The following is a 21,773-nucleotide window of genomic DNA, read 5'->3' as shown; positions in this document are numbered from 1 at the left end:
TCAGCAATGAAGTTGTGGGCTGACAGTCTGCTATCGCAGGCAAGCCAGCTCCCACATGTGTTCGGTGATGCTAGTTAGATAGCGGTCCCCTTTTGGGACTACTCAGGCAGGGCTGACGTGTTCCAGTGCTCTGTCGACCAACAGCTGACTCAGCTCTGCCATTTGGATCGTTCCCAAGCTCCGCGTGGGAATGCCGCCTGGGACGCTCCGCGTCCCGCCAGGCAGCACAAGACTCAAGACCAGCGAAAGGGTGACGCGGAGCGTCACGGGATGCATGCCCACGCGGAGCGTGGGAACGATCATCTCAAGTAATCCGCGACCTGCGGCTACTTTCAGGCTGCCGCACAGAGCCCCCTGTGGGAGCTGGCTTGCCTGTGATGGCGGTGGGTCAGCAATGAAGTTGTGGGCTGACAGTCTGCTATCGCAGGCAAGCCAGCTCCCACATGTGTTCGGTGATGCTAGTTAGATAGCGGTCCCCTTTTGGGACTACTCAGGCAGGGCTGACGTGTTCCAGTGCTCTGTCGACCAACAGCTGACTCAGCTCTGCCATTTGGATCGTTCCCACGCTCCGCGTGGGTATGCCGCCTGGGACGCTCCGCGTCCCGCCAGGCAGCACAAGACTCAAGACCAGCGCAAGGGTGACGCGGAGCGTCACGGGATGCATTCCCACGCGGAGCGTGGGAACGATCATCGCCGTCAGGCCAGGCCGGACTCGACCAACAGCGCTTCTAACCCCATCAAATCCGGCACCTTCGCCACGTGCTCGCCCACCTGCACCGCCGCGAGTTCCAGCGGGCAGAGTGGCACGTCCACGTAGCTCAATTCGCTGTCGAGCTTGTACGAGCGGGGAATGCCCTGGATCACCAGCGCAATAAACTTCAACGTCGGCCGCCCGCCCAGCGCATTCAGCACCACGATGCGCGAGCGCTCGGCGGTCAAGATCGCCTCGCCGCACACCGCTTCAAAGCTGATCAGGGGTATTTGCCGGTCACGCCACGTCACTTGCCGCAGGTACCACGGCGGCGCATCGCTGGCCGGTTCGCCGCGCTGGAAGTCGATCAGCTCGGCCACGGCCACATTGGGCAGCAGCAGATGGCGGTCAGCCAAGGGCAACAACAGGCCAGTGAGTTGGCTGGTGCGGTGGTCAAGCATGGGACTTGCTCCAGTAGGCGATGCTTTCCAGCAGCACCGACTCCTGGTACGGCTTGCCGAGGTAGTCGTTGACGCCGATGGCCATGGCGCGGTCGCGGTGTTTCTGGCCGGTGCGCGAGGTGATCATGATGATCGGCAGGCGCATCAGGCGCGGGTCGTTGCGCACCTGAATCGCCACCTCGAAGCCGTCCATGCGCGGCATTTCGATGTCGAGCAGCATCAGGTCCGGGGTGTGCTCTTCGAGTACGGCGATGGCGTCGATGCCGTCTTTGGCGGTGAGCACGTTCATGCCGTTGCGCTCCAACAGGCGGCTGGTAACTTTGCGCACGGTGACCGAATCGTCCACCACCAGCACCAGCAGCGGGCGTTTTTTCAGCGGGTCGTTGAGGATCAGCGGCGCGTCAACCGCCTGGGCCGGCGACACGGGTTGACGTGCCCGGATGTGCGCAAGCAGGTCGATGATCAGCACCACGCGGCCATCACCCAGGATGGTCGCGCCGGACAGCCCCTGCACGCCCGCGAACTGCGGCCCCAGGCCCTTCACTACAATCTCCCGAGTACCGGCCATGGCATCCACATGCACCGCCACGCGCCGCTCGTTGCATTGCACCAGCAGCACCGGCACGGGCTGGTATTGGCCGAGCAATTTCGGGCGGCTGACGGTATGCAGCAGGTCGCCAAGGTAGAACAACTCATAACGCTGGCCGCCATATTCATAACGCGGCGGGTCTTGCTGATAGTGCCCAGCCAACTCGTGGGGCAGCACACGCACCACGCCTTCGATGGTGTTGAGCGGGATAGCATATTGATCGTCCGCGCACTGCACCATCAGCGCCCGGTTAACCGACACGGTAAACGGCAGGCGAATGCGAAAGTGCACGCCCGCACCAGGCGTGGAGTCAATCACCATCGAGCCGCCAAGCTGGCGCACTTCTTCGTGCACCACGTCCATGCCCACGCCGCGTCCGGATATCTGGGTGATCTTTTCCGCTGTCGAAAAGCCCGGCTGCAGGATGAACTGCAACACGTCGCGGTCGCTGATCTCTTGATGGGGGTCGAGCAGGCCGCGCTTGATCGCCTTGCGCCGCACTGCGTCCAGCGGTACGCCGGCGCCGTCGTCGCGCATATCGAACACGATGTCGCCGCCTTCGTGGGTCAGGTCCAAGGTGATACGACCCTTTTCCGGTTTGCCCGCCAGCACACGTGCTTCGCGCGACTCCAGGCCATGGTCGACGGCGTTGCGCAGCATGTGTTCCAGCGGCGCGACCATGCGTTCGAGCACGTTGCGGTCCATCTCGCCTTCGGCATTGCCGACCACGAACTCCACGTCCTTGCCCAATTCCTCTGCAACCTGCCGCACGATGCGCTTGAGGCGCGGCAGCATGCGCTCAAACGGCACCATGCGCGTGCGCATCAGGCCTTCTTGCAACTCGGTGTTGATGCGCGCCTGTTGCTGCAACAGGTTGTGCGCATCCTGGTTGCGGCGGTCGAGGGTTTCCTTGAGGTCCAGCAGGTCGGAAGCGGACTCGGACAGCGCACGGGACAGTTGCTGCAACTGCGAATGGCGGTCCATTTCCAGCGGGTCAAACTCTTCATAACCCAGGCGCTCGGCCTCGGCTTGCTGGCGGCTGAGGATACGACCCTGGGTTTCGCTGTCGAGGCGGCGTAATTGGTCGCGCATGCGCTCGATAGTGGTTTCGACCTCGCTGAGGGCCGTGCGCGCATCGTTGACCTGCTGCTCGATGCGCCCCCGGAAAATCGAGGTTTCACCGGCCAGGTTGACCAGGTCATCGAGCAAGTCGGCGGAGATTTTCACCATGTCCGCAGCCGGGTCCATAGCCGCTTCGGCCTTACCGGCGGGCAGTGCAACCGGCGCCAGCGGCTCATCGCTCGGGTGTACCAGGCTCTTGATCCGCTCGATCAGCTTGTCCACCGAGCCCACCGGTAAACCGTCTGCCACCGCGTCGATCATCTGCGCCAAGCGGTCGTGGCAACCTTGCAGCAGCGAAAACAGTTCCGGCGACGGCGCGAGCAAACCAGCGGACAGCCCTTCGTAGAGAAACTCCAGCTCATGGGCCAGATCGCCAATCGGCCCGATCTCGACCATGCGTGCACCGCCCTTGAGGGTGTGCAGGTCGCGCAGCAGGGTTTCCACTTCCTGGCGATTGTTCGGCTCGGCCTGCCAACGCACCAGCGCGCTGCCGGAGCTGTCGAGAATGTCGGCGGCTTCTTCGAGGAAAATTTCCAGCAACTCGGGGTCGGCGGTCGCCACTTCGGGTGCTGTGGCCGCGGCTACGGGCGTGCTGCTGTGGCGCAACTCGCGCAGTTGCGCGATCAAGTCGCTGGAGTCACTCAGCGGTTGCTGGTCTTGCAGTTGATCCAGTTGCAAGGCCAGCCGCTCGTGACTGGCCATCAACACTTGGGACAACTCGGTGGAGTAGCTGTAACGGCGGTCTACCAGGCCTTCGTAGAGGCCTTCCAGCTCATGGGCCAGGTCGCCAATCGGGCCGATTTCGGCCATGCGCGCGCCACCCTTGAGGGTGTGCAAGTCGCGCTGCAACGAAGACAACGGCGCTGCGCTGCCGGGCTCCAGCAGCCAACGTTTGAGCGACTGGCCGGCGCTGTCGAGGATGTCCACGGCTTCTTCGAGGAAAATCTCGACGATCTCATCGTCCATTGCCGTGTCCTGGTTCAACTGCGCCGTGGCCGCGCCCAATTCAGCGATGCTGAGGGCACGACTGCCGTCGCTTTTGATCAGACCGGTGGCCGACGGGTCGAGGGCTTCATCGAGCAATTCGCGCAGGGCCTGCACCCGCGCCGGCGCCGGGCTGATTTCCTGCCCCGCAGCCAACTGGTCGAGCATGTTGATCAGCGCGTCATGGGCCTGTTCGGCTTCTTGGAAAAACCGCTCGCTGACCGCCAGGCTGCTCTCCTCCACCGCCCCGTACAGGTCAAGCAAAGCTTCACAGAGTTCGTCGATGCTGTGCAGGTCGGCGATATGCGCGCCCTCGCCCAAGGTGGTCAACTCGTCCAGCAGTGCGGTGAGTTCCTGACGCTCACCGGGGTGCTGCTGCCAGCGGCGCAACAGGCTTTCGGCGTCGAGCAGAATGTCCATGCCTTGGGCCAGGAAGTTGGCGATCAACTGCGGGTCGCGTTTGATACGCAGGCCCGTGTTCGGCGCGTCGAGCAAGGCTTGCAGTTGTTGGTCGAGCAGGCTTTGAGTGCGGCTGATCAGGTCCGGCGCGCCCTTGATTGGCACCAGCGGGTCACTGTCCAGTTGGTGCAGGCCGCGCTGGAACAAGCCTTCGGCTTCCAGCAACAGCTCCACTTCGTCCAGGTCCAGCGGCAGGCGGTGGGCCTTGTATTCGCGGGTCAGGTGATCCAGCGGCCGCGCCAGTTCGGCAATCGGCAGCACACCGGCCATGTAGGCACTGCCTTTGAGGGTGTGCAGGGCACGTTGCAGCTCATCGCTGACTTGCAGCGGCACATGCTCGGCGGCCTGTTGCAGGAAGCGGTTGATGCTCTCCAGGTGGCTCTGGGCTTCGTTGCGGAAGATCTCCAGCAGCATTGGGTCGTGCGGCTCGGCGGTGGCTGTTGCAGTGCCACTGGCTAGGGCATGGGCACGGGCGGCCAGGGCGTCGACTTCATCGCGCTGGTGTTGGTCGTCGGTGGCGAAGTCGGCGATCAATTCGGGCAGCAGGGCCACCGCTTCATCCAGTACGTGTTGCACATCGGAGCTGAGGGCCACGCTGCGTTCGAGCACGCGATTGAGCAGGTTTTCCACCGCCCAGGCCAGTTCGGCCAGCACCAGGGCACGGACCATGCGGCCGCTGCCTTTGAGCGTGTGAAAAGCCCGGCGCATTTCGCCTTGAGCAGTTTTGTCGGCGCTGTTGGGCAGATGGCGGTGTAGCACGTCGAGGACTTCGTCGGTTTCTTCGAGGAAGACTTCGCGCAGCTCATCGTCGATGGGTTCTTCATCGGCCGGCGGCGGCAGCAAACTGCCGGGGCGATGCAGCGCCGGCGGATTCAGGCGCGTGATCGGGCTGGCCAAGGCATCGAACTGGGACTGGCTCGGCGTGCTGTCGGCCGACAATGCGCCATCCGGCGCAACCAGCGCCTGACGCCAGGGCTTTTCGGCGGGCAGGTAACCGAGCGCGGCCAAGCCTTGGGTGGCCAGTTCCAGCACGCGTTCGCCAGCGGCGTCAGGGTCCTGGAGCATGCGTTCCAGGTAATACTCAAGGCTGCTGATCACGTCGGCGAAATGCGCCAACTGCGCCTGGGTCGGCGGCGCGTCGTTGACCATCAACTGTTCGTCGACGTAATCGGTGCAACCCCGCATCAGGCTCGCTGCGCGTGGCAGTGGAATCATCGCCAAGGCGCCGCGCACCTGGCTGAGCAGCTCCGGCAGGGATTCCAGGCGTTGGCGGTCCCAGTCGGCTTCAATGCAGTCGATCACCAGCTCTTTGGCTTGGCGCAGGCATTGGCAGGACTCGCGGATCACCAGTTGATGAATCTGCGTCAGGTCGGTGGTGGGCAGGCGGCTTTCTTCGCGGCTTTCCGGTTCGACGGTGCCGACCATGCCGGCCAGCGTGGCCTCGACATAGAGCAAGGCGCCGGCGACGTCCATCAGTACGGCGTCGTTGGGTTCGCGGTGACCTTGCACCAGGCTCAACACCACGGCGAGCTGGTCGATGATCACCTTGCGCGGCTGGCCGAAGCCCAGCACGGCCAAGGTATCGGCGATCTGCCGCAATGGCGCCAGCAGCGCATCCAGGTCGTCGGTGTGTTGGCGGTCGCTGCGCACGAACAAGTCGAGGCGCTCCTTGACCCGCACCAGTTCCTCACACAATGCGCCAAGCACCGACCCCATGGCATTGCGATCCGGCCCGGCCAGCCGCGCCCGTTCGGCATCGACCACGGCACTGTCGGGCAAGGCCTCATCCAGGCCGTAGCGTTCCTTGAGACTTTGCATGCGCGGCGTCGGACGAGTGACCTTGGCCACATAAAACAGCAGGCTCTTGAGCAGTTCGTCGGGCGCCGGCTGGTTGATACCGCCGATGCCCTGGGCCAGCAGGCGCTTGAGTTGCTTGTCGCTGGCCTTGAGCAGGCTGCGCAGCGCCGGGCTGTTGGCGATCACGCCGGTGAGCATGCCTTCGACCAGCGCCGAGGTGACTTGCCACAACGGCAACAGCGGCGCGCCCTGGCACAGCGCTTCGAGGCGCGCAAACACCCGCGCCATGTCTTCCAGGTTGCTCGGGCCATGGTCTTCGCGCAGCAGGCCGGCCAAGGCTTGTTGGAGCAATTTGTGCCACTGGTGCAATTGTTCGTGCAGTTCTGGCACTGCGCGCTGGGCCAGGGCTTCGTCGGGCAACGGTGCAATCGACAGCAGTTGCGGGCTGAACAGACTGGTTTCCGACAACAGGCTTTCGCCGCGGGCGCTGCGCAGGTCGTTGAGCAGCGGCAACACCACCAGCGGCAGGTCGCGGCGGGCGCTGTGTACGCGGTCCAGATACAACGGCAATTGGCTGAGGGCTTGTTGCAGCAGGCGGATGCTTTCATCGCGCTGGCCGACGCGCTCGGCTTGCAGGGCCAGGGTCAATTCTTCGATTTCTTCGGCGAGCAACGCCGCACCGTAGAACTCGACCATTTGCAGCGCGCCATGCACTTGGTGGATGGCGGCCAGGCACTCGGCGATGGCGTCGCTGTCGTGGGTTTCGACAAACGCATCCAGCGCCGAACGGGCCTGCTTCAGGGTTTCGGCAATGTCGCCCTTGACCCATTCAAGGGCCACGTAGTCGTGCCGATCAACCATAACTGCTCCGCTTAAAATTTATGAGTTGCTGGTGTTGCCAAGAACAATCGAGATCACCTGTGGGAGCTGGCTTGCCTGCGATGGCGGACTGTCAGGTGATACCTGTGCAACTGACCCACCGCTATCGCAGGCAAGCCAGCTCCCACATCAGATAGCATTTCAATCATCGGCCTGTTTAGGCGGCGGCAGAGTGAAACCCGACACCGACCGGCGCAACTGACTGGCCATCTTCGCCAGGTTGCCGATGCTTTCCGCCGTGGCCGTGGAACCCGACGACGTCTGCGTGGTGATCTGCTGAATCACATTCATCGTCAGCGAAATCTGCCCCGCCGATGAGGTCTGTTGCTGCGCCGCATTGGAGATGCTCTGAATCAACGCCGCCAGGGTTTTCGACACGCCTTCGATCTCTTCCAGCGCCACCCCGGCGTCCTGGGCCAGCCGTGCGCCACGCACCACTTCGGTGGTGGTTTGTTCCATGGAGATAACCGCTTCATTGGTGTCGGCCTGAATCGCCCGCACCAGGGTTTCGATTTGCCGGGTGGCGGCGGATGAGCGCTCGGCCAGCCGCTGTACTTCGTCGGCCACCACCGCAAAACCGCGCCCGGCGTCACCGGCCATGCTCGCCTGGATGGCGGCGTTGAGGGCGAGGATGTTGGTCTGGTCGGCAATGTCGTCGATCAGGCTGACGATATCGCCAATCTCCTGGGAAGATTCGCCCAGGCGTTTGATGCGCTTGGCGGTGTCCTGGATCTGTTCGCGGATGTTGTCCATGCCATGGATGGTGTTGTGCACCACCTCGTTGCCCTTGTTGGCGATTTCCACCGAGCGCTCCGCCACGGCCGAAGATTCGGCGGCGTTGGCCGACACTTGATCGATGGACTGGGCCATCTGGTTGATCGCCGTGGAGGCTTCGGCGATCTGCTGGGCTTGATGCTCCGAAGCCTGGGCCAGGTGCATGGCGGTGGCCTGGGTGTCCTGCACCGCACCGGCCACTTGCCCGGCGGTGAGGTTGATGGTCGCGACCAGATCGCGCAGTTGGTCGACGGAGTAGTTGATGGAGTCGGCGATGGTGCCGGTGAAGTCCTCGGTGACCGAGGCGGTCACGGTGAGGTCGCCATCGGCCAGGTCTTCGATTTCATCGAGCAGGCGCATGATCGCGTTCTGATTGCGCTCGTTCTTCTCGGCGGTTTCATGCAGTTGGCGGTTGGTTTCGCGCACCATCACCAGGCCGATCAGAATGATCGAGGCCAGTGCCAGCAAACCCAGCACGTAGCCACCAATGGTGTCGAAACTTCGCCCGCTGGCGAGGTTTTCAAAACCGGTGGCCAGGTGCGAGGCCTCATCGAGCAGGGTTTGCGACAGGTTGAAGATATTGCTCGCCGAGGCCCGCACCTGGAACAGCTGCGGCGAGGTTTCGAGGATTTCATCCACGGAGCCGGAGACAAACTCGAACAGCTCCGAAATTTCCGCCAGCCGCGCGCGCGCGTCATGGTCTTCGACCTGGGTAATGCGCAAGCCCGGGTTGCCATTGAGCATGCCGTTGAGCACCACACCGAAGCGGCTGGCATCGCGGCCAAAGGCATCGGCGGCTTGCACGGCGGTTTCGTCGCCCGCCAGCACGGTGTTGACCGCGCCGAGAATACGTTCGGCCAACAGCGATTGGCGTTGAGCCAACGCTACCTGGCTGGCCGGTGCGCCACGTTGCAGCAGGATATCGACGACCTTTTCCGATTCCATCTGCAATTGCGGCACGGTTTCGGCGAGGGTCGCGGCCACTTGATGCAGGGACAACACGGTTTGTTCGCTGGCGAGAATCGCGTCGGTGTTTTTCAGCAGCGCTTCCCAGTCGGTCTGCACCGCGCGCATTTCCGCACGAACCGCACTGGGCGCGGCGGGCAGGCCGGTTTCGGTATCACCTTTTTTCAGGTAGCCCCAGCGCTGGGCAAAGTCGTTGCGCGCATCGCCCAGCAATTTGAACGCGGCGGCCTTGCCGGCAGCGGCCTCGGTGGCGTTTTTGGCGATGCGTTGGGACAGCACACGCAGCTCACCGGCGTGGCCGATGTACTGCTTGTCATAGGTGGACTGAGTGTTGAGGTACGCGAAGTTGGCGAACAACAGCATGATGAACACGATCAGCGCAATAAACAGCACGATGATCTGTGAGCGGCTGCGCGATGCGGCCTGGGGTTTGGGCGTGGTGACGGTGGTCATGCGGCAACATCCATGAAGCCTGGGGCCTGGGCCAGAGCGAAGGGGCTGAAGACCTGCCACAGCGGGTCGCCGTCGAACTGGCCGAGGATAAACGGCGCGCCGGGTGCGGCGCTGGTCAACAAAGCGTCTTGTGCGAAATGCTGCATGCCCACCACCTCGTCTACCAGCAGCCCGACAAACAGGTCGTTGTACTCGACCACCAGCACCCGCCGTTGCTTGCGTGCCTTGGACAATTCAAGGCCAAGAAAGCCGCCCAAGTCCATCACCGGCAGCAAACGCCCACGCAGGTTGGCCACGCCCTTGACCCACGGCTTGACGCCGGGCATCAAGGTGCAACGCGGCTCATGCAGCACTTCGGCGACTTCGCCCATCGGCGCCACGTACCAGTGTGGCCCCAGGCGAAAGCCGATCCCGCTCCAGCGTTGCAGGCGAGCTTCCTGGGACGGCAGGTCGGCGGCCAGCAGGCGGCAGCGGCGGTCGATGTCCAGCAGCAGCTCGAAGGCGGTTTGCGACTCGGTCATGATCGCGAGCCTTTAGCCGGCCAGCACCTTGTTCAAGGTGGCGATCAGGGTGTCTTCGTCCACAGGCTTGGTCAGGTAATCCTTGGCACCCTGGCGCGCGCCCCAGATTTTGTCGGTTTCCTGATCCTTGGTGGTGATGATGATGATCGGAATGCCGTTGGTTTCCGGCTCCTTGGACAGTTGGCGGGTAGCCTGGAAGCCGTTGAGGCCCGGCATCACGATGTCCATCAGCACGGCGTCGGGTTTTTCCTGGCGGGCCAGGGCCACGCCGTCCGCGCCGTTTTCGGCCTTGAGCACCACGTGGCCGTGCTTTTCCAGCATGCCGGTGAGTTTGTACATTTCAGTCGGCGAATCGTCGACGATCAGAACGCGTGCCATGGTTTTCCCCACTACATTGGTCGGCGCCAGCCCTTGTGAGGCGGCGTCAGTGTGCTTGTTCTACTGCGGCAAACCCAGGCACGTAAGCCTTGATTGCGCCCAGCAGTTCTTCCTTGCTGAAAGGCTTGGTCAAAAACTGATCGACACCAACGATGCGCCCCTTGGCCTTGTCGAACAGGCCGTCTTTAGAAGACAGCATGATCACCGGGATCGACTTGAACGCCGGGTTGTTCTTCACCAGGGCGCAGGTCTGATAGCCATCCAGGCGCGGCATCATGATGTCGACAAAGATAATGTGCGGGTGATGATCAACAATCCGGGCCAGGGCATCGAAACCGTCGATAGCCGTGATCACATCGCAGCCCACGTTCTTCAACAGCGTCTCGGCGGTGCGGCGGATCGTTTTTGAATCATCGATCACCATCACTCTCAAGGCGTTGGAATGCTGTTCCATATCTGCTCTACCATCGCCACAGCGAATCGGTTTTCGGTGTGTACTGCCTGATGTTGCACAGGATGAGCGCCGCAAGCCTTGGAATTCAAGGGCTGCTGCGCCGTGGCAGTCTTTTTAGCACAGTCTCCGGGCGCAATCTATCGAGCAACCGGCCAGGTGGTTTTTCCTTGACCCACAACAGCCGCAGCGCCACTCTGACGCCACTTTTATGCGCCCTAATTTGCTAGAGGAAATCCCCCATGAGCGTTCGCGTCGGCATTGTCATGGACCCTATCGCCAGCATTTCCTATAAAAAGGACAGCTCGCTGGCCATGCTCCTGGCCGCCCAGGCCCGCGGCTGGACCCTGTTTTATATGGAGCAGCGCGATCTTTACCAGGGCGACGGCGAGGCCCGCGCGCGCATGCGCCCGCTGCAGGTGTTTGCCAACCCTGAGAAGTGGTTCGAACTGGCGGACGAGATCGACAGCCCGCTAAGCGATCTGGACGTGATCCTGATGCGCAAAGACCCGCCGTTCGACATGGAGTTCGTCTACTCCACCTACCTGCTGGAGCAGGCCGAGCGCGCCGGTGTGCTGATCGTCAACAAGCCGCAAAGCCTGCGCGACTGCAATGAAAAGCTGTTCGCCACGCTGTTCCCGCAGTGCACGCCGCCGACCGTGGTCAGCCGCCGCGCCGACGTGCTGCGTGAATTCGCCGCCAAACACGGTGATGTGATCCTCAAACCGCTGGACGGCATGGGCGGCACGTCGATCTTCCGTCACCGCGCCGGCGACCCCAACCTGTCGGTGATCCTGGAAACCCTGACCGCGCTGGGCACCCAGCAGATCATGGGCCAGGCTTATATTCCGGCGATCAAGGATGGCGACAAACGCATCCTGATGATCGACGGCGAACCGGTGGATTACTGCCTGGCGCGTATTCCGGCAGCCGGCGAGACCCGTGGCAACCTGGCGGCCGGTGGTCGCGGTGAAGCACGCCCGTTGTCGGACAAAGACCGTTGGATCGCCTCTCAGGTTGGCCCAACCCTGCGGGAAAAAGGCCTGCTATTTGTAGGACTAGACGTAATTGGTGAGAACCTCACCGAAATCAACGTCACCAGCCCGACCTGTATTCGCGAGATCGACAATGCATTTGGCACGAACATCGGCGAAATGCTGATGGCGGCCATTGAGCGCAAGCTACAAGCCAAGTGACATAGAACAGCCGGACATAAACCAACATTGCGTTATCATGCGCCACCTGTGAAACGCGCGATGTTGGTTTTTTTGTCATGACACTCCCGTCCGATCTGCCCTACGAACTCTCCCACAGCGGCGTGCGCCCGGCTGATCGGCTCGGATTTACCCTGTTCCTGGCCGCCTTGATCCACCTCGCCCTACTGCTCGGCCTGGGCTTCACCTACGTCGAGCCCAAGCAGATCAGCAAAACCCTGGAAATCACCCTCGCCACGTTCAAGAGCGAAAAGAAGCCCGAAAAGGCCGATTTTCTTGCCCAGGACAACCAGCAAGGCAGCGGCACCCTCGACAAGAAGGCCGTGCCCAAGACCACCGAAGTGGCGCCTTTCCAGGACAACAAGGTCAATAAAGTCACGCCCCCACCCGCCCCCAAGCCCGAGGTCAAGCAGGCCGCGCCCAAGGCCGCCGTGACCACCGTTGCGCCCAAACCGCAAAAAGCTGCGACCCAGCGCGAGAAAGCCAAGACCGAACCTACGCCTGAGCCGGTGAAGCCTGCGCCGACGTTCGACAGTTCGCAGCTCTCCGACCAGATCTCCAGCCTCGAAGCCGAACTGGCCAATGAACAGCAGCTATACGCTAAACGCCCGCGCATCTACCGCCTGAATGCCGCGTCAACCATGCGCGACAAAGGCGCCTGGTATAAGGACGAGTGGCGCAAGAAGGTCGAGCGCATCGGTAACCTCAACTACCCGGATGAGGCGCGGCGTCAGCAGATTTACGGCAATTTGCGTCTTCTGGTGTCGATCAACCGCGACGGCTCGCTTTATGAAGTGCAGGTGCTGGAGTCGTCCGGCCAGCCGCTGCTGGACCAGGCTGCCCAGCGCATCGTGCGCCTGGCTGCGCCTTTCGCGCCGTTTACCGGTGACTTGAACGACATCGACCGCCTGGAAATCATCCGCACCTGGAAGTTCGCCAGGGGCGATCGGCTGTCGAGCAACTGAGGATCGTTCCCCCTCGCCACAGGTACGAAGTACATCCTTTAATGAAGGATAAGGATCGTTCCCACGCTCTGCGTGGGAATGCATCTCAGGACGCTCCGCGTCCACTTTTAAGAGCGCGACGCGGAGTGATCACTAACTCCAGCTTGTCAGTTCGCCCCTCCAACGCCACACTAGTGGGCATGAAAAATGTCAGCCCGACCTACCTCAAGCACCAATTCCTGATCGCCATGCCCCATATGGCCGACCCGAACTTTGCGCAGACCTTGACCTACATCGTCGAGCACACGGCCAATGGTGCAATGGGGTTGGTGGTCAACCGCCCGCAAGAGCTGAACCTGGCCGATATCCTTGAGCAACTGCGCCCCGAGATCGACCCACCGGCGCGTTGCCAGGGCGTGCCGATCTACATCGGCGGGCCGGTGCAGACCGATCGTGGCTTTGTGCTGCACCCCACCGGGCCGAAGTTTCAGGCCACGGTAGACCTTGAAGGCGTGTCACTGTCGACCTCCCAGGACGTGTTGTTTGCCATCGCCGACGGCGTCGGCCCCGAGCAAAGCGTGATCACCCTCGGCTATGCCGGTTGGGAAGCCGGGCAACTGGAAGCCGAACTGGCCAGCAATGCCTGGCTGACCTGCCCGTTTGACGCCGACATCCTGTTCAACACCGCCAGTGAGCTGCGCCTGGAAGCAGCTGCCGCCAAGCTTCGGGTCAACCTCAGCCTGCTGACCAGCCAGGCGGGGCACGCCTGATGGCTTTGCGCTTGATCCTCGGTTTTGACTACGGCACCAAACAGATCGGCGTAGCGGTCGGCCAGGTGATTACCGGCCAGGCCCGCGAGCTGTGTACCTTGAAAGCCCAGAACGGCGTGCCGGACTGGAACCAGGTCGAAGCCCTCATTAAAGAGTGGAAGCCCGATGCTGTGGTGGTCGGCCTGCCGTTGAACATGGACGGCACCCCCAGCGACATGTGCCTGCGCGCGGAAAAATTCGCCCGCCGCCTCAATGGCCGCTACAACCTGCCCTTCTATACCCACGATGAACGCCTGACCACCTTTGAAGCCAAGGGTGAACGCCGCGACCGTGGCGGGCAAAAAGGCAGCTACCGCGACAACCCCGTGGACGCCATTGCCGCCGCCCTGTTGCTGCAGGGCTGGCTGGATGAAAACACCGCTTTATTTGAATCCTGACTGACGCGGCTTGCCGCGTCTTTTTACGTTTGAGCCCGGACCTTGTGCGCACCTCGCTGCGCAAGGCCTAGAAGGAGCCACCATGAGCCTGCCCAATCCCACCGAACTGATCAGCCAGATGGCGATTCGCCTTAAGGCCCACTTGGAACACCGCGCCATCAGCGAGCCGCGTTTTATCGGCATCCGCACTGGTGGTGTGTGGGTGGCCCAGGCGCTACTGGAAGAGCTGGGCAGCGATTCGCCGCTGGGCACCCTGGACGTGTCCTTTTACCGCGACGACTTCAGCCAGAATGGCCTGCACCCGCAAGTGCAGCCCTCGGCACTGCCGTTTGAGGTCGAAGGCCAGCATCTGGTGCTGATCGACGACGTGCTGATGAGCGGCCGCACCATCCGCGCCGCCCTTAACGAGCTGTTCGACTACGGCCGCCCGGCCAGTGTGACCCTCGTATGCCTGCTGGACCTGGACGCCGGCGAATTGCCGATCAGCCCGGACGTGGTTGGCGCAACGCTGTCGCTGCAAGCCCATCAACGGGTAAAATTGTCCGGTCCCACGCCGCTCGAACTCGAACTGCAAGACCTTGCCCTTTAAACCGCCTTGTACAGAGTCCCCGCGATGACGCCTCTAGATGCCAAGCGCCCGCTGCAGCTCAATGCTCAGGGCCAGTTGCAACACTTCTTGTCCCTCGACGGTTTGCCCCGCGAACTGCTCACCGAAATCCTCGACACCGCCGACTCGTTCCTCGAAGTCGGTGGCCGGGCGGTGAAGAAAGTCCCGCTGCTGCGTGGCAAAACCATCTGCAATGTGTTCTTCGAGAACTCCACGCGCACCCGCACCACCTTTGAACTGGCGGCCCAGCGGCTGTCGGCCGACGTGATCACACTGAACGTGTCCACCTCGTCGGCGAGCAAGGGCGAAACCCTGCTCGACACCCTGCGCAACCTGGAAGCCATGGCCGCCGACATGTTCGTGGTACGCCACGGCGACTCCGGCGCCGCGCATTTCATCGCCGAACATGTGTGCCCGCAGGTGGCAATCATCAACGGCGGCGACGGCCGCCACGCCCACCCGACCCAGGGCATGCTGGACATGCTCACTATTCGTCGGCACAAGGGCAGCTTTGAAAACCTCTCGGTGGCCATCGTCGGCGACATCCTGCACTCGCGGGTGGCGCGCTCGAACATGCTGGCCCTGAAAACCCTCGGCTGCCCGGACATTCGCGTGATCGCGCCGAAAACCCTGCTGCCGATCGGCATCGAGCAATACGGCGTGAAGGTCTACACCGACATGACCGAAGGCCTCAAGGATGTGGACGTGGTGATCATGCTGCGCCTGCAACGTGAGCGCATGTCCGGTGGCCTGCTGCCGAGCGAAGGCGAGTTCTACCGCCTGTTCGGGCTGACTACCGCGCGTTTGGCCGGCGCCAAGCCGGATGCCATCGTGATGCACCCAGGCCCGATCAACCGTGGCGTGGAGATTGAATCGGCAGTGGCCGATGGCCCGCAGTCGGTGATCCTCAACCAGGTGACTTATGGCATCGCCATCCGCATGGCCGTGTTGTCCATGGCCATGAGCGGGCAAACCGCGCAACGTCAATTCGAGCAGGAGAACGCCCAGTGAAGCTCAGCATTCTTGGCGCTCGCGTTATCGATCCGGCCAGCGGGCTGGATCAAGTCACCGACCTTCACCTGGAAGCCGGCAAGCTCATCGCCATTGGCGCCGCGCCCGCAGGCTTCAGCGCCAGCCAGAGTATCGATGCCAACGGCCTGGTGGCCGCGCCTGGCCTGGTGGACCTGAACGTCGCCCTGCGCGAGCCGGGTTACAGCCGCAAAGGCAGCATCGCCAGCGAAACCCGTGCGGCCGCAGCCGGTGGCGTCACCAGCCTGTGCTGCCCGCCACACACCAAGCCGATCCTGGACACTTCGGCGGTGACCGAGTTGATCCTCGACCGCGCCCGTGAAGCCGGTAATTGCAAAGTGTTCCCCATCGGCGCGCTGAGCAAAGGCCTGGAAGGCGAACAACTTGCCGAGCTGATCGCCCTGCGTGACGCCGGTTGCGTGGCATTCGGCAACGGCCTGGAGAGTTTTCGCAGCACCCGCACGCTGTGCCGTGCGCTGGAATATGCGGCTACGTTCGATCTGACCGTGATCTTCCACTCCCAGGACCGCGACCTGGCCGAAGGCGGCCTGGCCCATGAAGGCGCCGTGGCCAGCTTCCTCGGCCTGCCGGGCATTCCGGAAACTGCCGAGACCGTGGCCCTGGCCCGTGACCTGTTGTTGGTGGAGCAAAGCGGCGTACGCGCGCACTTCAGCCAGCTCACCAGCGCACGCGGCGTGGCGTTGATCGCCCAGGCGCAAGCGCGCGGCCTGCCGGTGACGGCGGATGTGGCGTTGTATCAGCTGATTTTGACCGATGAGGCGTTGATCGACTTCTCCAGCCTGTATCACGTGCAGCCGCCGCTGCGCACGCTGGCCGACCGTGAAGGTTTGCGGGCGGCGGTGAAGTCGGGTGTGGTTTCGGCGATTTCCAGCCATCACCAGCCCCACGAACGGGATGCCAAGCTGGCACCGTTTGGCGCAACAGAGCCGGGCATCAGCAGCGTAGAGCTGTTGTTGCCACTGGCGATGACGCTGGTGGAAGACGGCTTGCTGGACTTGCCGACACTGCTCGCCCGCCTGAGCGCTGGCCCTGCCGAGGCCCTACGCCTTCCGGCGGGCAAGTTGGCGGTGGGTTCGGCGGCGGATCTGGTGCTGTTTGACCCGGCCAGTTCCACGGTTGCCGGGGAACACTGGCTGTCCAAGGGCGAGAACTGCCCGTTCATCGGCCATAGCCTGCCGGCGACGGTGCGCTACACCTTGGTGGATGGGCGGATTACTTACCAGGCCTGATAGATCACACAGCTAGTGTAGGCACGGTCAATGTGGGAGCTGGCTTGCCTGCGATGCGGACACCTCGGTCTTTCATCCCTACCGAGGTGATGCTATCGCAGGCAAGCCAGCTCCCACATTTGCATCTCTACATGACTTAAGTGCTTTATCGTCCAGCACTGCGCTCGGCATTGCGGATCGAAATCTGCGTATTCAACGTCCAGAAGTCATACAGCACACCGATCAGGAACAAACCGCCGGTCAGCAGGTAGATCAGGCCGGTGATCCATTTGCCCTGGTACATGCGGTGCAAGCCGAATACACCCAGGAACGCCAACAGAATCCAGGCCACGTTGTATTCGATCGGACCGGCGGTAAAACGCAGGTCTGCTTCACGGTCCATGGCCGGGATCAGGAACAAGTCGATCAGCCAACCGATACCGAACAGGCCGAAGGTGAAAAACCAGATCGTTCCGGTCACGGGTTTGCCGTAATAGAAGCGATGCGCCCCGGTAAAACCAAAAATCCAAAGCAGGTAACCGATCACCTTGCTGTGGGTGTCTTGCTGCGCAACATCCTGTCGATAGGTGTTCATGGAGTACCTCTTTTGCCTCGATAGATAAATTTTTTCATTTTCTTTGTGACTTTTTTACGGGCGCCCGACGCACGGCAAATGGTATCTTCCCTCCCGCAAAGCCTTATGCCACCTGACTTCTGTAGGACAATAGCGGCAATTCGTCGCGTTTTTCCTGAGTTTGACCCCAGAGTTCAGTCGACAAACGGCCTGAGAACGACACAAAAAGCTGTTATAAAGTTGCGCGCAAACCTAAAAGAGCCACGCCTAATGCGACCATTTTTCAAGACATGGCTAACCATTTGCCTATTAATGCCACTGGCCGCCCACGCCACCAATCGTGAGCAACGTCTTCCTAACGTTAACGGTTTCACCCCTAAAGTTCACAGCACACCCAGCACTGCCAAGTCGGTAAAGCTGACCGTCAACCGCCCGACTCAAGTGAGCAAGGCCCACGGTAAAGCGATCCACACCCAACTGGCCGTCAACACCAAACAAAGCAGCAATGTCCTCAGCCGTGCCGTTAACGTGCTCGGTACCCCTTATCGTTGGGGCGGCAGCAGCCCAAGTAAAGGGTTCGACTGCAGCGGTTTGGTGAAATATGCGTTTAATGATGTAAAAGCGGTGGATTTGCCCCGCACCTCCAACGCCATGGCTGCCGGCCACGGCTTGAAGGTTGATCGCAAGGATTTAAAACCGGGCGACCTGTTGTTCTTCAAACTCAAGAGCCGCCAGGTCAACCACGTTGCTATCTACCTGGGCAACGACCGCTTTATCCACGCACCGCGCCGTGGCAAGTCGGTGAGCATCGACACACTGAAAAAGCCGTTCTGGGACAAGAACTACGTGATTGCCAAGCGTGTTCTGCCTAAAGAGCAGAATAACCTGCGGGTTGTTCAGCGCTGATCCCAGGCTGAATGCACTACAAAATGTGGGAGCTGGCTTGCCTGCGATATCGAACTGCCAGGCGACATCTCTGTCGACTGGCACACCGTCATCGCAGGCAAGCCAGCTCCCACACTGATTTCATCGGCGTTCAGATATCTGTCGGCACCCGCGCCAGCCCCCGCGCATCCTCCCGGCTGATCAGCCCTGCGCTGACCAACGCCTTCAAGCTCATATCCAGCGTTTTCATCCCCAACGCCCCGCCGGTTTGAATCGCCGAGACCATCTGCGCCACCTTGTCCTCGCGGATCAGGTTACGGATAGCTGGCGTGCCCAGCATGATCTCGTGCGCCGCCACCCGGCCGCCGCCGAGCTTCTTGACCAGCACCTGGGACACCACCGCCTGCAGCGACTCCGACAGCATGGCGCCCACCATGGCTTTTTCCCCCGCAGGGAACACATCCACCAGCCGATCCACGCTCTTTGCCGCTGAAGTGGTGTGCAGCGTGCCCAATACCAAGTGCCCGGTCTCTGCCGCCGTCAGTGCCAGGCGGATGGTTTCCAGGTCACGCAGCTCGCCCACCAGAATCACATCCGGGTCTTCACGCAGGGCCGAGCGCAGCGCCGCCGAAAAACTATGAGTGTCGCGGTGTACCTGGCGCTGGTTGATCAGGGCCATTTTCGGCCTGTGGATAAATTCGATCGGGTCTTCCAGCGTGAGAATGTGCTGGCGCCGGTGCTGGTTGAGGTGGTCAATCATCGCCGCCAGGGTCGTCGACTTGCCGGAGCCGGTTGCCCCAGTCACCAGTACCAGGCCGCGCGGCAACTGCGCGATACGGCGGAAGACCTCGCCTAATCCGAGGTCTTCCAGGCTTTGCACTTCGGTCGGGATAGTGCGAAACACTGCGCCCATGCCGCGATCCTGGCGGAACACATTTGCGCGGAACCGCGCCAGGCCCGGCAGCGCGAACGCAAAATCCGTTTCAAGAGATGTTTCGAAATCCTTTTGTTGGTGCTGGTTGAGCAAAGGGCTTAATAAGTCCGCAACTTGCGTAGGCGAAAGCACCGGCCCCTCCAATGGCCAGATTTCGCCATCGACACGCAGCATTGGCGCCAGGCCAGCCGATAAATGCAGGTCGGAGGCGCCACGGCGCACGCTGGCCGTCAGCAGTTCAGTGATATCCATAGGGCTTTCCATTTCCAGTAGAATGCCGCGGACTCCATATCCACGGGTGCATCTTGAATGTCGACGATAGCAGACAACATTGGCCAGGTTAGCCAGCGCATCCGCGCCGCGGCCCACGCCGTGCAACGTGACGAAAGCAGCATCCACCTGCTGGCCGTGAGCAAGACCAAACCGGCCCAGGCCGTGCGCGAAGCCTATGCCGCCGGGATGAGAGATTTTGGCGAGAACTACCTGCAAGAAGCCTTGGGCAAACAGGCTGAATTAACCGACCTGCCCTTGAGTTGGCACTTCATCGGCCCCATTCAATCGAACAAGACTCGTGCGATCGCCGAGCACTTCGCCTGGGTGCATTCCGTGGACCGCCTGAAAATCGCGCAACGCCTGTCTGAACAACGCCCGACTGACCTGCCGCCGCTGAATATCTGCATTCAGGTCAACGTGAGTGGCGAAGCCAGCAAGTCCGGCTGTACACCCGCCGACCTGCCGGCCCTGGCCGCTGCAATCAGCGCCCTGCCGCGTTTGAAGCTGCGTGGCTTGATGGCGATCCCCGAGCCGACTGAAGATCGCGCTGCACAAGATGCAGCCTTCGCTGCGGTAAAAGACCTGCAAGCCAGCCTGAACCTGCCGCTGGACACACTTTCCATGGGCATGAGCCACGACCTTGAGTCGGCCATCGCCCAAGGGGCCACCTGGGTGCGGATCGGTACCGCCCTGTTTGGCGCCCGCGACTACGGCCAGCCGTAAAATGGCTGACATCCCTCTAAGTAAGGACCTGTCATGAGCAACACGCGTATAGCCTTTATCGGCGCCGGCAACATGGCGGCCAGCCTGATCGGCGGCCTGCGGGCCAAGGGCCTGGAAACCACGCAGATCCGCGCCAGCGACCCCGGCGCCGAGACCCGCACCCGCGTCAGCGCCGAGCACGGTATCGAAACCTTTGCCGATAACGCCGAGGCCATCCAGGGCGTCGACGTGATCGTGCTGGCGGTAAAACCGCAAGCCATGAAGGCCGTGTGCGAAAGCCTGCGCCCGAGCCTGCAACCTCACCAACTGGTGGTGTCGATCGCCGCCGGCATCACCTGCGCCAGCATGAACACCTGGCTCGGTGCCCAGCCGATCGTGCGTTGCATGCCCAACACTCCGGCACTGCTGCGCAAGGGCGTCAGCGGCTTGTACGCCACCTCCGAGGTGACTGCCGAGCAGCGCGACCAGGCTCAGGAACTGCTGTCTGCCGTGGGCCTGGCCGTGTGGCTGGAACAGGAGCAGCAGTTGGACGCGGTCACCGCCGTGTCCGGCAGCGGCCCGGCTTACTTCTTCCTGCTGATCGAAGCCATGACCGCCGCCGGCGTCAAACTCGGCCTGCCCCATGAAGTCGCCGAGCAACTGGCCGAGCAAACTGCTTTGGGCGCCGCGAACATGGCGGTCGACAGTGATGTAGACGCTGCCGAGTTGCGCCGTCGCGTGACCTCGCCAGGCGGTACCACGCAGGCCGCCATCGAATCGTTCCAGGCCGGGGGCTTTGAAGCCCTGGTGGAAAAAGCACTGGGTGCCGCAGCACACCGTTCAGCCGAGATGGCTGAGCAACTGGGCAAATAGTCATCCCTTACCAAGGTAATCAAACATGCTCGGAATCAATGACGCTGCCATTTTCATCATCCAGACCTTGGGCAGCCTGTACCTGCTGATCGTGCTGATGCGTTTTATCCTGCAACTGGTGCGGGCGAACTTCTACAACCCGCTGTGCCAATTCGTGGTCAAGGCCACCCAACCGCTGCTCAAGCCACTGCGCCGGGTAGTGCCGAGCATGTTCGGCCTGGACATGTCCTCGCTGGTGCTGGCACTGCTGCTGCAAATCCTGTTGTTTGTAGTGATCCTGATGCTCAACGGCTACCAGGCGTTCACCGTGCTGCTGTTGCCATGGGGTTTGATCGGAATCTTCTCGCTGTTTTTGAAGATCATTTTCTGGTCGATGATCATCAGCGTGATTCTGTCGTGGGTCGCACCCGGCAGCCGCAGCCCGGGTGCTGAGTTGGTAGCCCAGATCACCGAACCGGTGCTGGCACCGTTCCGTCGCCTGATCCCGAACCTGGGCGGCCTGGATATCTCGCCAATCTTCGCGTTTATCGCGATCCAGCTGCTGCAAAGCTGGGTGATTCCGCGCTTGGCCTACTATGCGTTCATGCCTAAAGAGCTGTTCGGCCTGATCTGATAGGTGGGAGCTGGCTTGCCTGCGATGCAGGCTCCTCGGTGTGTCAGTCTCACCTTGGTGATGCAATCGCAGGCAAGCCAGCTCCCACACAAGCCAGTGCTGATATCTGTATCTGCGTACTGGTGCGGGCCTTTGCTTGCCGCTGGGGTCACCGCTCTTTAGAC

At 61.9% G+C, this 21,773-nt stretch carries 19 protein-coding genes; 11 read left to right on the top strand and 8 right to left on the bottom strand.

The window, feature by feature from the left end:
• Positions 1 to 696: 696 nt before the first annotated feature.
• The 6 genes from AOA62_RS28525 to pilG all read right to left on the bottom strand — a co-directional run bounded on the left by AOA62_RS28525 (position 697) and on the right by pilG (position 10,528).
• A complete protein-coding gene (locus AOA62_RS28525) occupies positions 697 to 1,152 on the bottom strand; it encodes a chemotaxis protein CheW (RefSeq protein ID WP_017139437.1) in 456 nt (151 codons plus the stop codon).
• Positions 1,145 to 6,964, bottom strand: coding sequence for an Hpt domain-containing protein (locus tag AOA62_RS28520; RefSeq protein WP_099550341.1), 5,820 nt, complete (start codon positions 6,962 to 6,964; stop codon positions 1,145 to 1,147). The genes AOA62_RS28525 and AOA62_RS28520 overlap by 8 nt, the downstream gene beginning before the upstream one ends.
• Positions 6,965 to 7,123: 159 nt before the next feature.
• Positions 7,124 to 9,175, bottom strand: a complete 2,052-nt coding sequence (locus AOA62_RS28515; protein WP_017139440.1) for a methyl-accepting chemotaxis protein — start codon at positions 9,173 to 9,175, stop codon at positions 7,124 to 7,126.
• On the bottom strand, positions 9,172 to 9,696 hold the full coding sequence (locus AOA62_RS28510; RefSeq protein ID WP_017139441.1) for a chemotaxis protein CheW: 525 nt from the start codon (positions 9,694 to 9,696) through the stop codon (positions 9,172 to 9,174). The genes AOA62_RS28515 and AOA62_RS28510 overlap by 4 nt, the downstream gene beginning before the upstream one ends.
• A gap of 12 nt (positions 9,697 to 9,708) precedes the next feature.
• Complete coding sequence (gene pilH / locus AOA62_RS28505) at positions 9,709 to 10,074, bottom strand: twitching motility response regulator PilH (protein WP_017139442.1); 366 nt, start codon at positions 10,072 to 10,074, stop codon at positions 9,709 to 9,711.
• A 46-nt stretch (positions 10,075 to 10,120) separates the two neighbouring features.
• Positions 10,121 to 10,528 carry a twitching motility response regulator PilG gene (pilG, locus tag AOA62_RS28500; protein ID WP_010564379.1) on the bottom strand — a complete coding sequence of 136 codons (408 nt, stop codon included), beginning with the start codon at positions 10,526 to 10,528 and terminating at the stop codon, positions 10,121 to 10,123.
• 239 nt (positions 10,529 to 10,767) lie between these two features.
• On the opposite strand from pilG, the gene gshB reads away from it, so the two are divergent.
• The 7 genes from gshB (at position 10,768) to AOA62_RS28465 (ending at position 16,776) form a co-directional block, all read left to right on the top strand.
• Positions 10,768 to 11,721 (top strand): glutathione synthase, encoded by a 954-nt coding sequence (gshB, locus tag AOA62_RS28495; RefSeq protein WP_099550340.1) that lies wholly within the window; start codon positions 10,768 to 10,770, stop codon positions 11,719 to 11,721.
• Between the two features lie 77 nt (positions 11,722 to 11,798).
• The gene (locus AOA62_RS28490) at positions 11,799 to 12,704 is read left to right on the top strand and encodes an energy transducer TonB (RefSeq protein ID WP_017139444.1); all 906 of its coding nucleotides are present in this window, start codon (positions 11,799 to 11,801) and stop codon (positions 12,702 to 12,704) included.
• Positions 12,705 to 12,883: 179 nt separating this feature from the next.
• Complete coding sequence (locus AOA62_RS28485; protein ID WP_017139445.1) at positions 12,884 to 13,453, top strand: YqgE/AlgH family protein; 570 nt, start codon at positions 12,884 to 12,886, stop codon at positions 13,451 to 13,453.
• Entirely contained in the window at positions 13,453 to 13,890 is a 438-nt protein-coding gene (ruvX, locus tag AOA62_RS28480) for a Holliday junction resolvase RuvX (RefSeq protein ID WP_003195067.1), read from the top strand. Before AOA62_RS28485 ends, ruvX begins: the two co-directional genes overlap by 1 nt.
• A gap of 82 nt (positions 13,891 to 13,972) precedes the next feature.
• Entirely contained in the window at positions 13,973 to 14,479 is a 507-nt protein-coding gene (gene pyrR / locus AOA62_RS28475) for a bifunctional pyr operon transcriptional regulator/uracil phosphoribosyltransferase PyrR (protein WP_099550339.1), read from the top strand.
• 24 nt (positions 14,480 to 14,503) lie between these two features.
• Entirely contained in the window at positions 14,504 to 15,508 is a 1,005-nt protein-coding gene (locus AOA62_RS28470; protein ID WP_056857699.1) for an aspartate carbamoyltransferase catalytic subunit, read from the top strand.
• Positions 15,505 to 16,776 carry a dihydroorotase gene (locus tag AOA62_RS28465; RefSeq protein ID WP_099550338.1) on the top strand — a complete coding sequence of 424 codons (1,272 nt, stop codon included), beginning with the start codon at positions 15,505 to 15,507 and terminating at the stop codon, positions 16,774 to 16,776. The genes AOA62_RS28470 and AOA62_RS28465 overlap by 4 nt, the downstream gene beginning before the upstream one ends.
• Positions 16,777 to 16,921: 145 nt before the next feature.
• Here AOA62_RS28465 and AOA62_RS28460 read toward each other — a convergent pair whose 3' ends face one another.
• Positions 16,922 to 17,350, bottom strand: a complete 429-nt coding sequence (locus AOA62_RS28460; protein ID WP_099550337.1) for a TM2 domain-containing protein — start codon at positions 17,348 to 17,350, stop codon at positions 16,922 to 16,924.
• Positions 17,351 to 17,599: 249 nt separating this feature from the next.
• Between AOA62_RS28460 and AOA62_RS28455 the strand changes: the two genes are divergently transcribed.
• The gene (locus AOA62_RS28455) at positions 17,600 to 18,235 is read left to right on the top strand and encodes a C40 family peptidase (protein WP_017139450.1); all 636 of its coding nucleotides are present in this window, start codon (positions 17,600 to 17,602) and stop codon (positions 18,233 to 18,235) included.
• Between the two features lie 130 nt (positions 18,236 to 18,365).
• On the opposite strand, the gene AOA62_RS28450 is transcribed toward AOA62_RS28455, so the two are convergent.
• Entirely contained in the window at positions 18,366 to 19,400 is a 1,035-nt protein-coding gene (locus AOA62_RS28450) for a type IV pilus twitching motility protein PilT (protein WP_099550336.1), read from the bottom strand.
• A gap of 57 nt (positions 19,401 to 19,457) precedes the next feature.
• Here AOA62_RS28450 and AOA62_RS28445 point away from each other — a divergent pair, with 57 nt between their 5' ends.
• Genes AOA62_RS28445 through AOA62_RS28435 form a run of 3 tightly spaced genes read left to right on the top strand, consistent with a single transcriptional unit; the run spans position 19,458 to position 21,609 of the window.
• The gene (locus tag AOA62_RS28445; protein ID WP_099550335.1) at positions 19,458 to 20,144 is read left to right on the top strand and encodes a YggS family pyridoxal phosphate-dependent enzyme; all 687 of its coding nucleotides are present in this window, start codon (positions 19,458 to 19,460) and stop codon (positions 20,142 to 20,144) included.
• A gap of 33 nt (positions 20,145 to 20,177) precedes the next feature.
• On the top strand, positions 20,178 to 20,996 hold the full coding sequence (gene proC, locus AOA62_RS28440; protein ID WP_017139453.1) for a pyrroline-5-carboxylate reductase: 819 nt from the start codon (positions 20,178 to 20,180) through the stop codon (positions 20,994 to 20,996).
• 25 nt (positions 20,997 to 21,021) lie between these two features.
• A complete protein-coding gene (locus tag AOA62_RS28435; protein ID WP_017139454.1) occupies positions 21,022 to 21,609 on the top strand; it encodes a YggT family protein in 588 nt (195 codons plus the stop codon).
• Positions 21,610 to 21,773: the final 164 nt, after the last annotated feature.

This window comes from Pseudomonas sp. 2995-3 (genome assembly GCF_002742565.1).
GTDB lineage: Bacteria > Pseudomonadota > Gammaproteobacteria > Pseudomonadales > Pseudomonadaceae > Aquipseudomonas > Aquipseudomonas edaphica.
The sequence above is the reverse complement of the archived record's forward strand: the minus strand, read 5'-3'. Positions and strand labels throughout refer to the sequence as shown.

Excerpts from the sequence above, each read along its gene's own strand:
- AOA62_RS28525 (WP_017139437.1), bottom strand. The coding sequence starts at position 1,152 with ATGCTTGACCACCGCACCAGCCAACTCACTGGCCTGTTGTTGCCCTTG.
- AOA62_RS28520 (WP_099550341.1), bottom strand. The coding sequence starts at position 6,964 with ATGGTTGATCGGCACGACTACGTGGCCCTTGAATGGGTCAAGGGCGAC.
- AOA62_RS28515 (WP_017139440.1), bottom strand. The coding sequence starts at position 9,175 with ATGACCACCGTCACCACGCCCAAACCCCAGGCCGCATCGCGCAGCCGC.
- AOA62_RS28510 (WP_017139441.1), bottom strand. The coding sequence starts at position 9,696 with ATGACCGAGTCGCAAACCGCCTTCGAGCTGCTGCTGGACATCGACCGC.
- pilH (WP_017139442.1), bottom strand. The coding sequence starts at position 10,074 with ATGGCACGCGTTCTGATCGTCGACGATTCGCCGACTGAAATGTACAAA.
- pilG (WP_010564379.1), bottom strand. The coding sequence starts at position 10,528 with ATGGAACAGCATTCCAACGCCTTGAGAGTGATGGTGATCGATGATTCA.
- gshB (WP_099550340.1), top strand. The coding sequence starts at position 10,768 with ATGAGCGTTCGCGTCGGCATTGTCATGGACCCTATCGCCAGCATTTCC.
- AOA62_RS28490 (WP_017139444.1), top strand. The coding sequence starts at position 11,799 with ATGACACTCCCGTCCGATCTGCCCTACGAACTCTCCCACAGCGGCGTG.
- AOA62_RS28485 (WP_017139445.1), top strand. The coding sequence starts at position 12,884 with ATGAAAAATGTCAGCCCGACCTACCTCAAGCACCAATTCCTGATCGCC.
- ruvX (WP_003195067.1), top strand. The coding sequence starts at position 13,453 with ATGGCTTTGCGCTTGATCCTCGGTTTTGACTACGGCACCAAACAGATC.
- pyrR (WP_099550339.1), top strand. The coding sequence starts at position 13,973 with ATGAGCCTGCCCAATCCCACCGAACTGATCAGCCAGATGGCGATTCGC.
- AOA62_RS28470 (WP_056857699.1), top strand. The coding sequence starts at position 14,504 with ATGACGCCTCTAGATGCCAAGCGCCCGCTGCAGCTCAATGCTCAGGGC.
- AOA62_RS28460 (WP_099550337.1), bottom strand. The coding sequence starts at position 17,350 with ATGAACACCTATCGACAGGATGTTGCGCAGCAAGACACCCACAGCAAG.
- AOA62_RS28455 (WP_017139450.1), top strand. The coding sequence starts at position 17,600 with ATGCGACCATTTTTCAAGACATGGCTAACCATTTGCCTATTAATGCCA.
- AOA62_RS28450 (WP_099550336.1), bottom strand. The coding sequence starts at position 19,400 with ATGGATATCACTGAACTGCTGACGGCCAGCGTGCGCCGTGGCGCCTCC.
- AOA62_RS28445 (WP_099550335.1), top strand. The coding sequence starts at position 19,458 with ATGTCGACGATAGCAGACAACATTGGCCAGGTTAGCCAGCGCATCCGC.
- proC (WP_017139453.1), top strand. The coding sequence starts at position 20,178 with ATGAGCAACACGCGTATAGCCTTTATCGGCGCCGGCAACATGGCGGCC.
- AOA62_RS28435 (WP_017139454.1), top strand. The coding sequence starts at position 21,022 with ATGCTCGGAATCAATGACGCTGCCATTTTCATCATCCAGACCTTGGGC.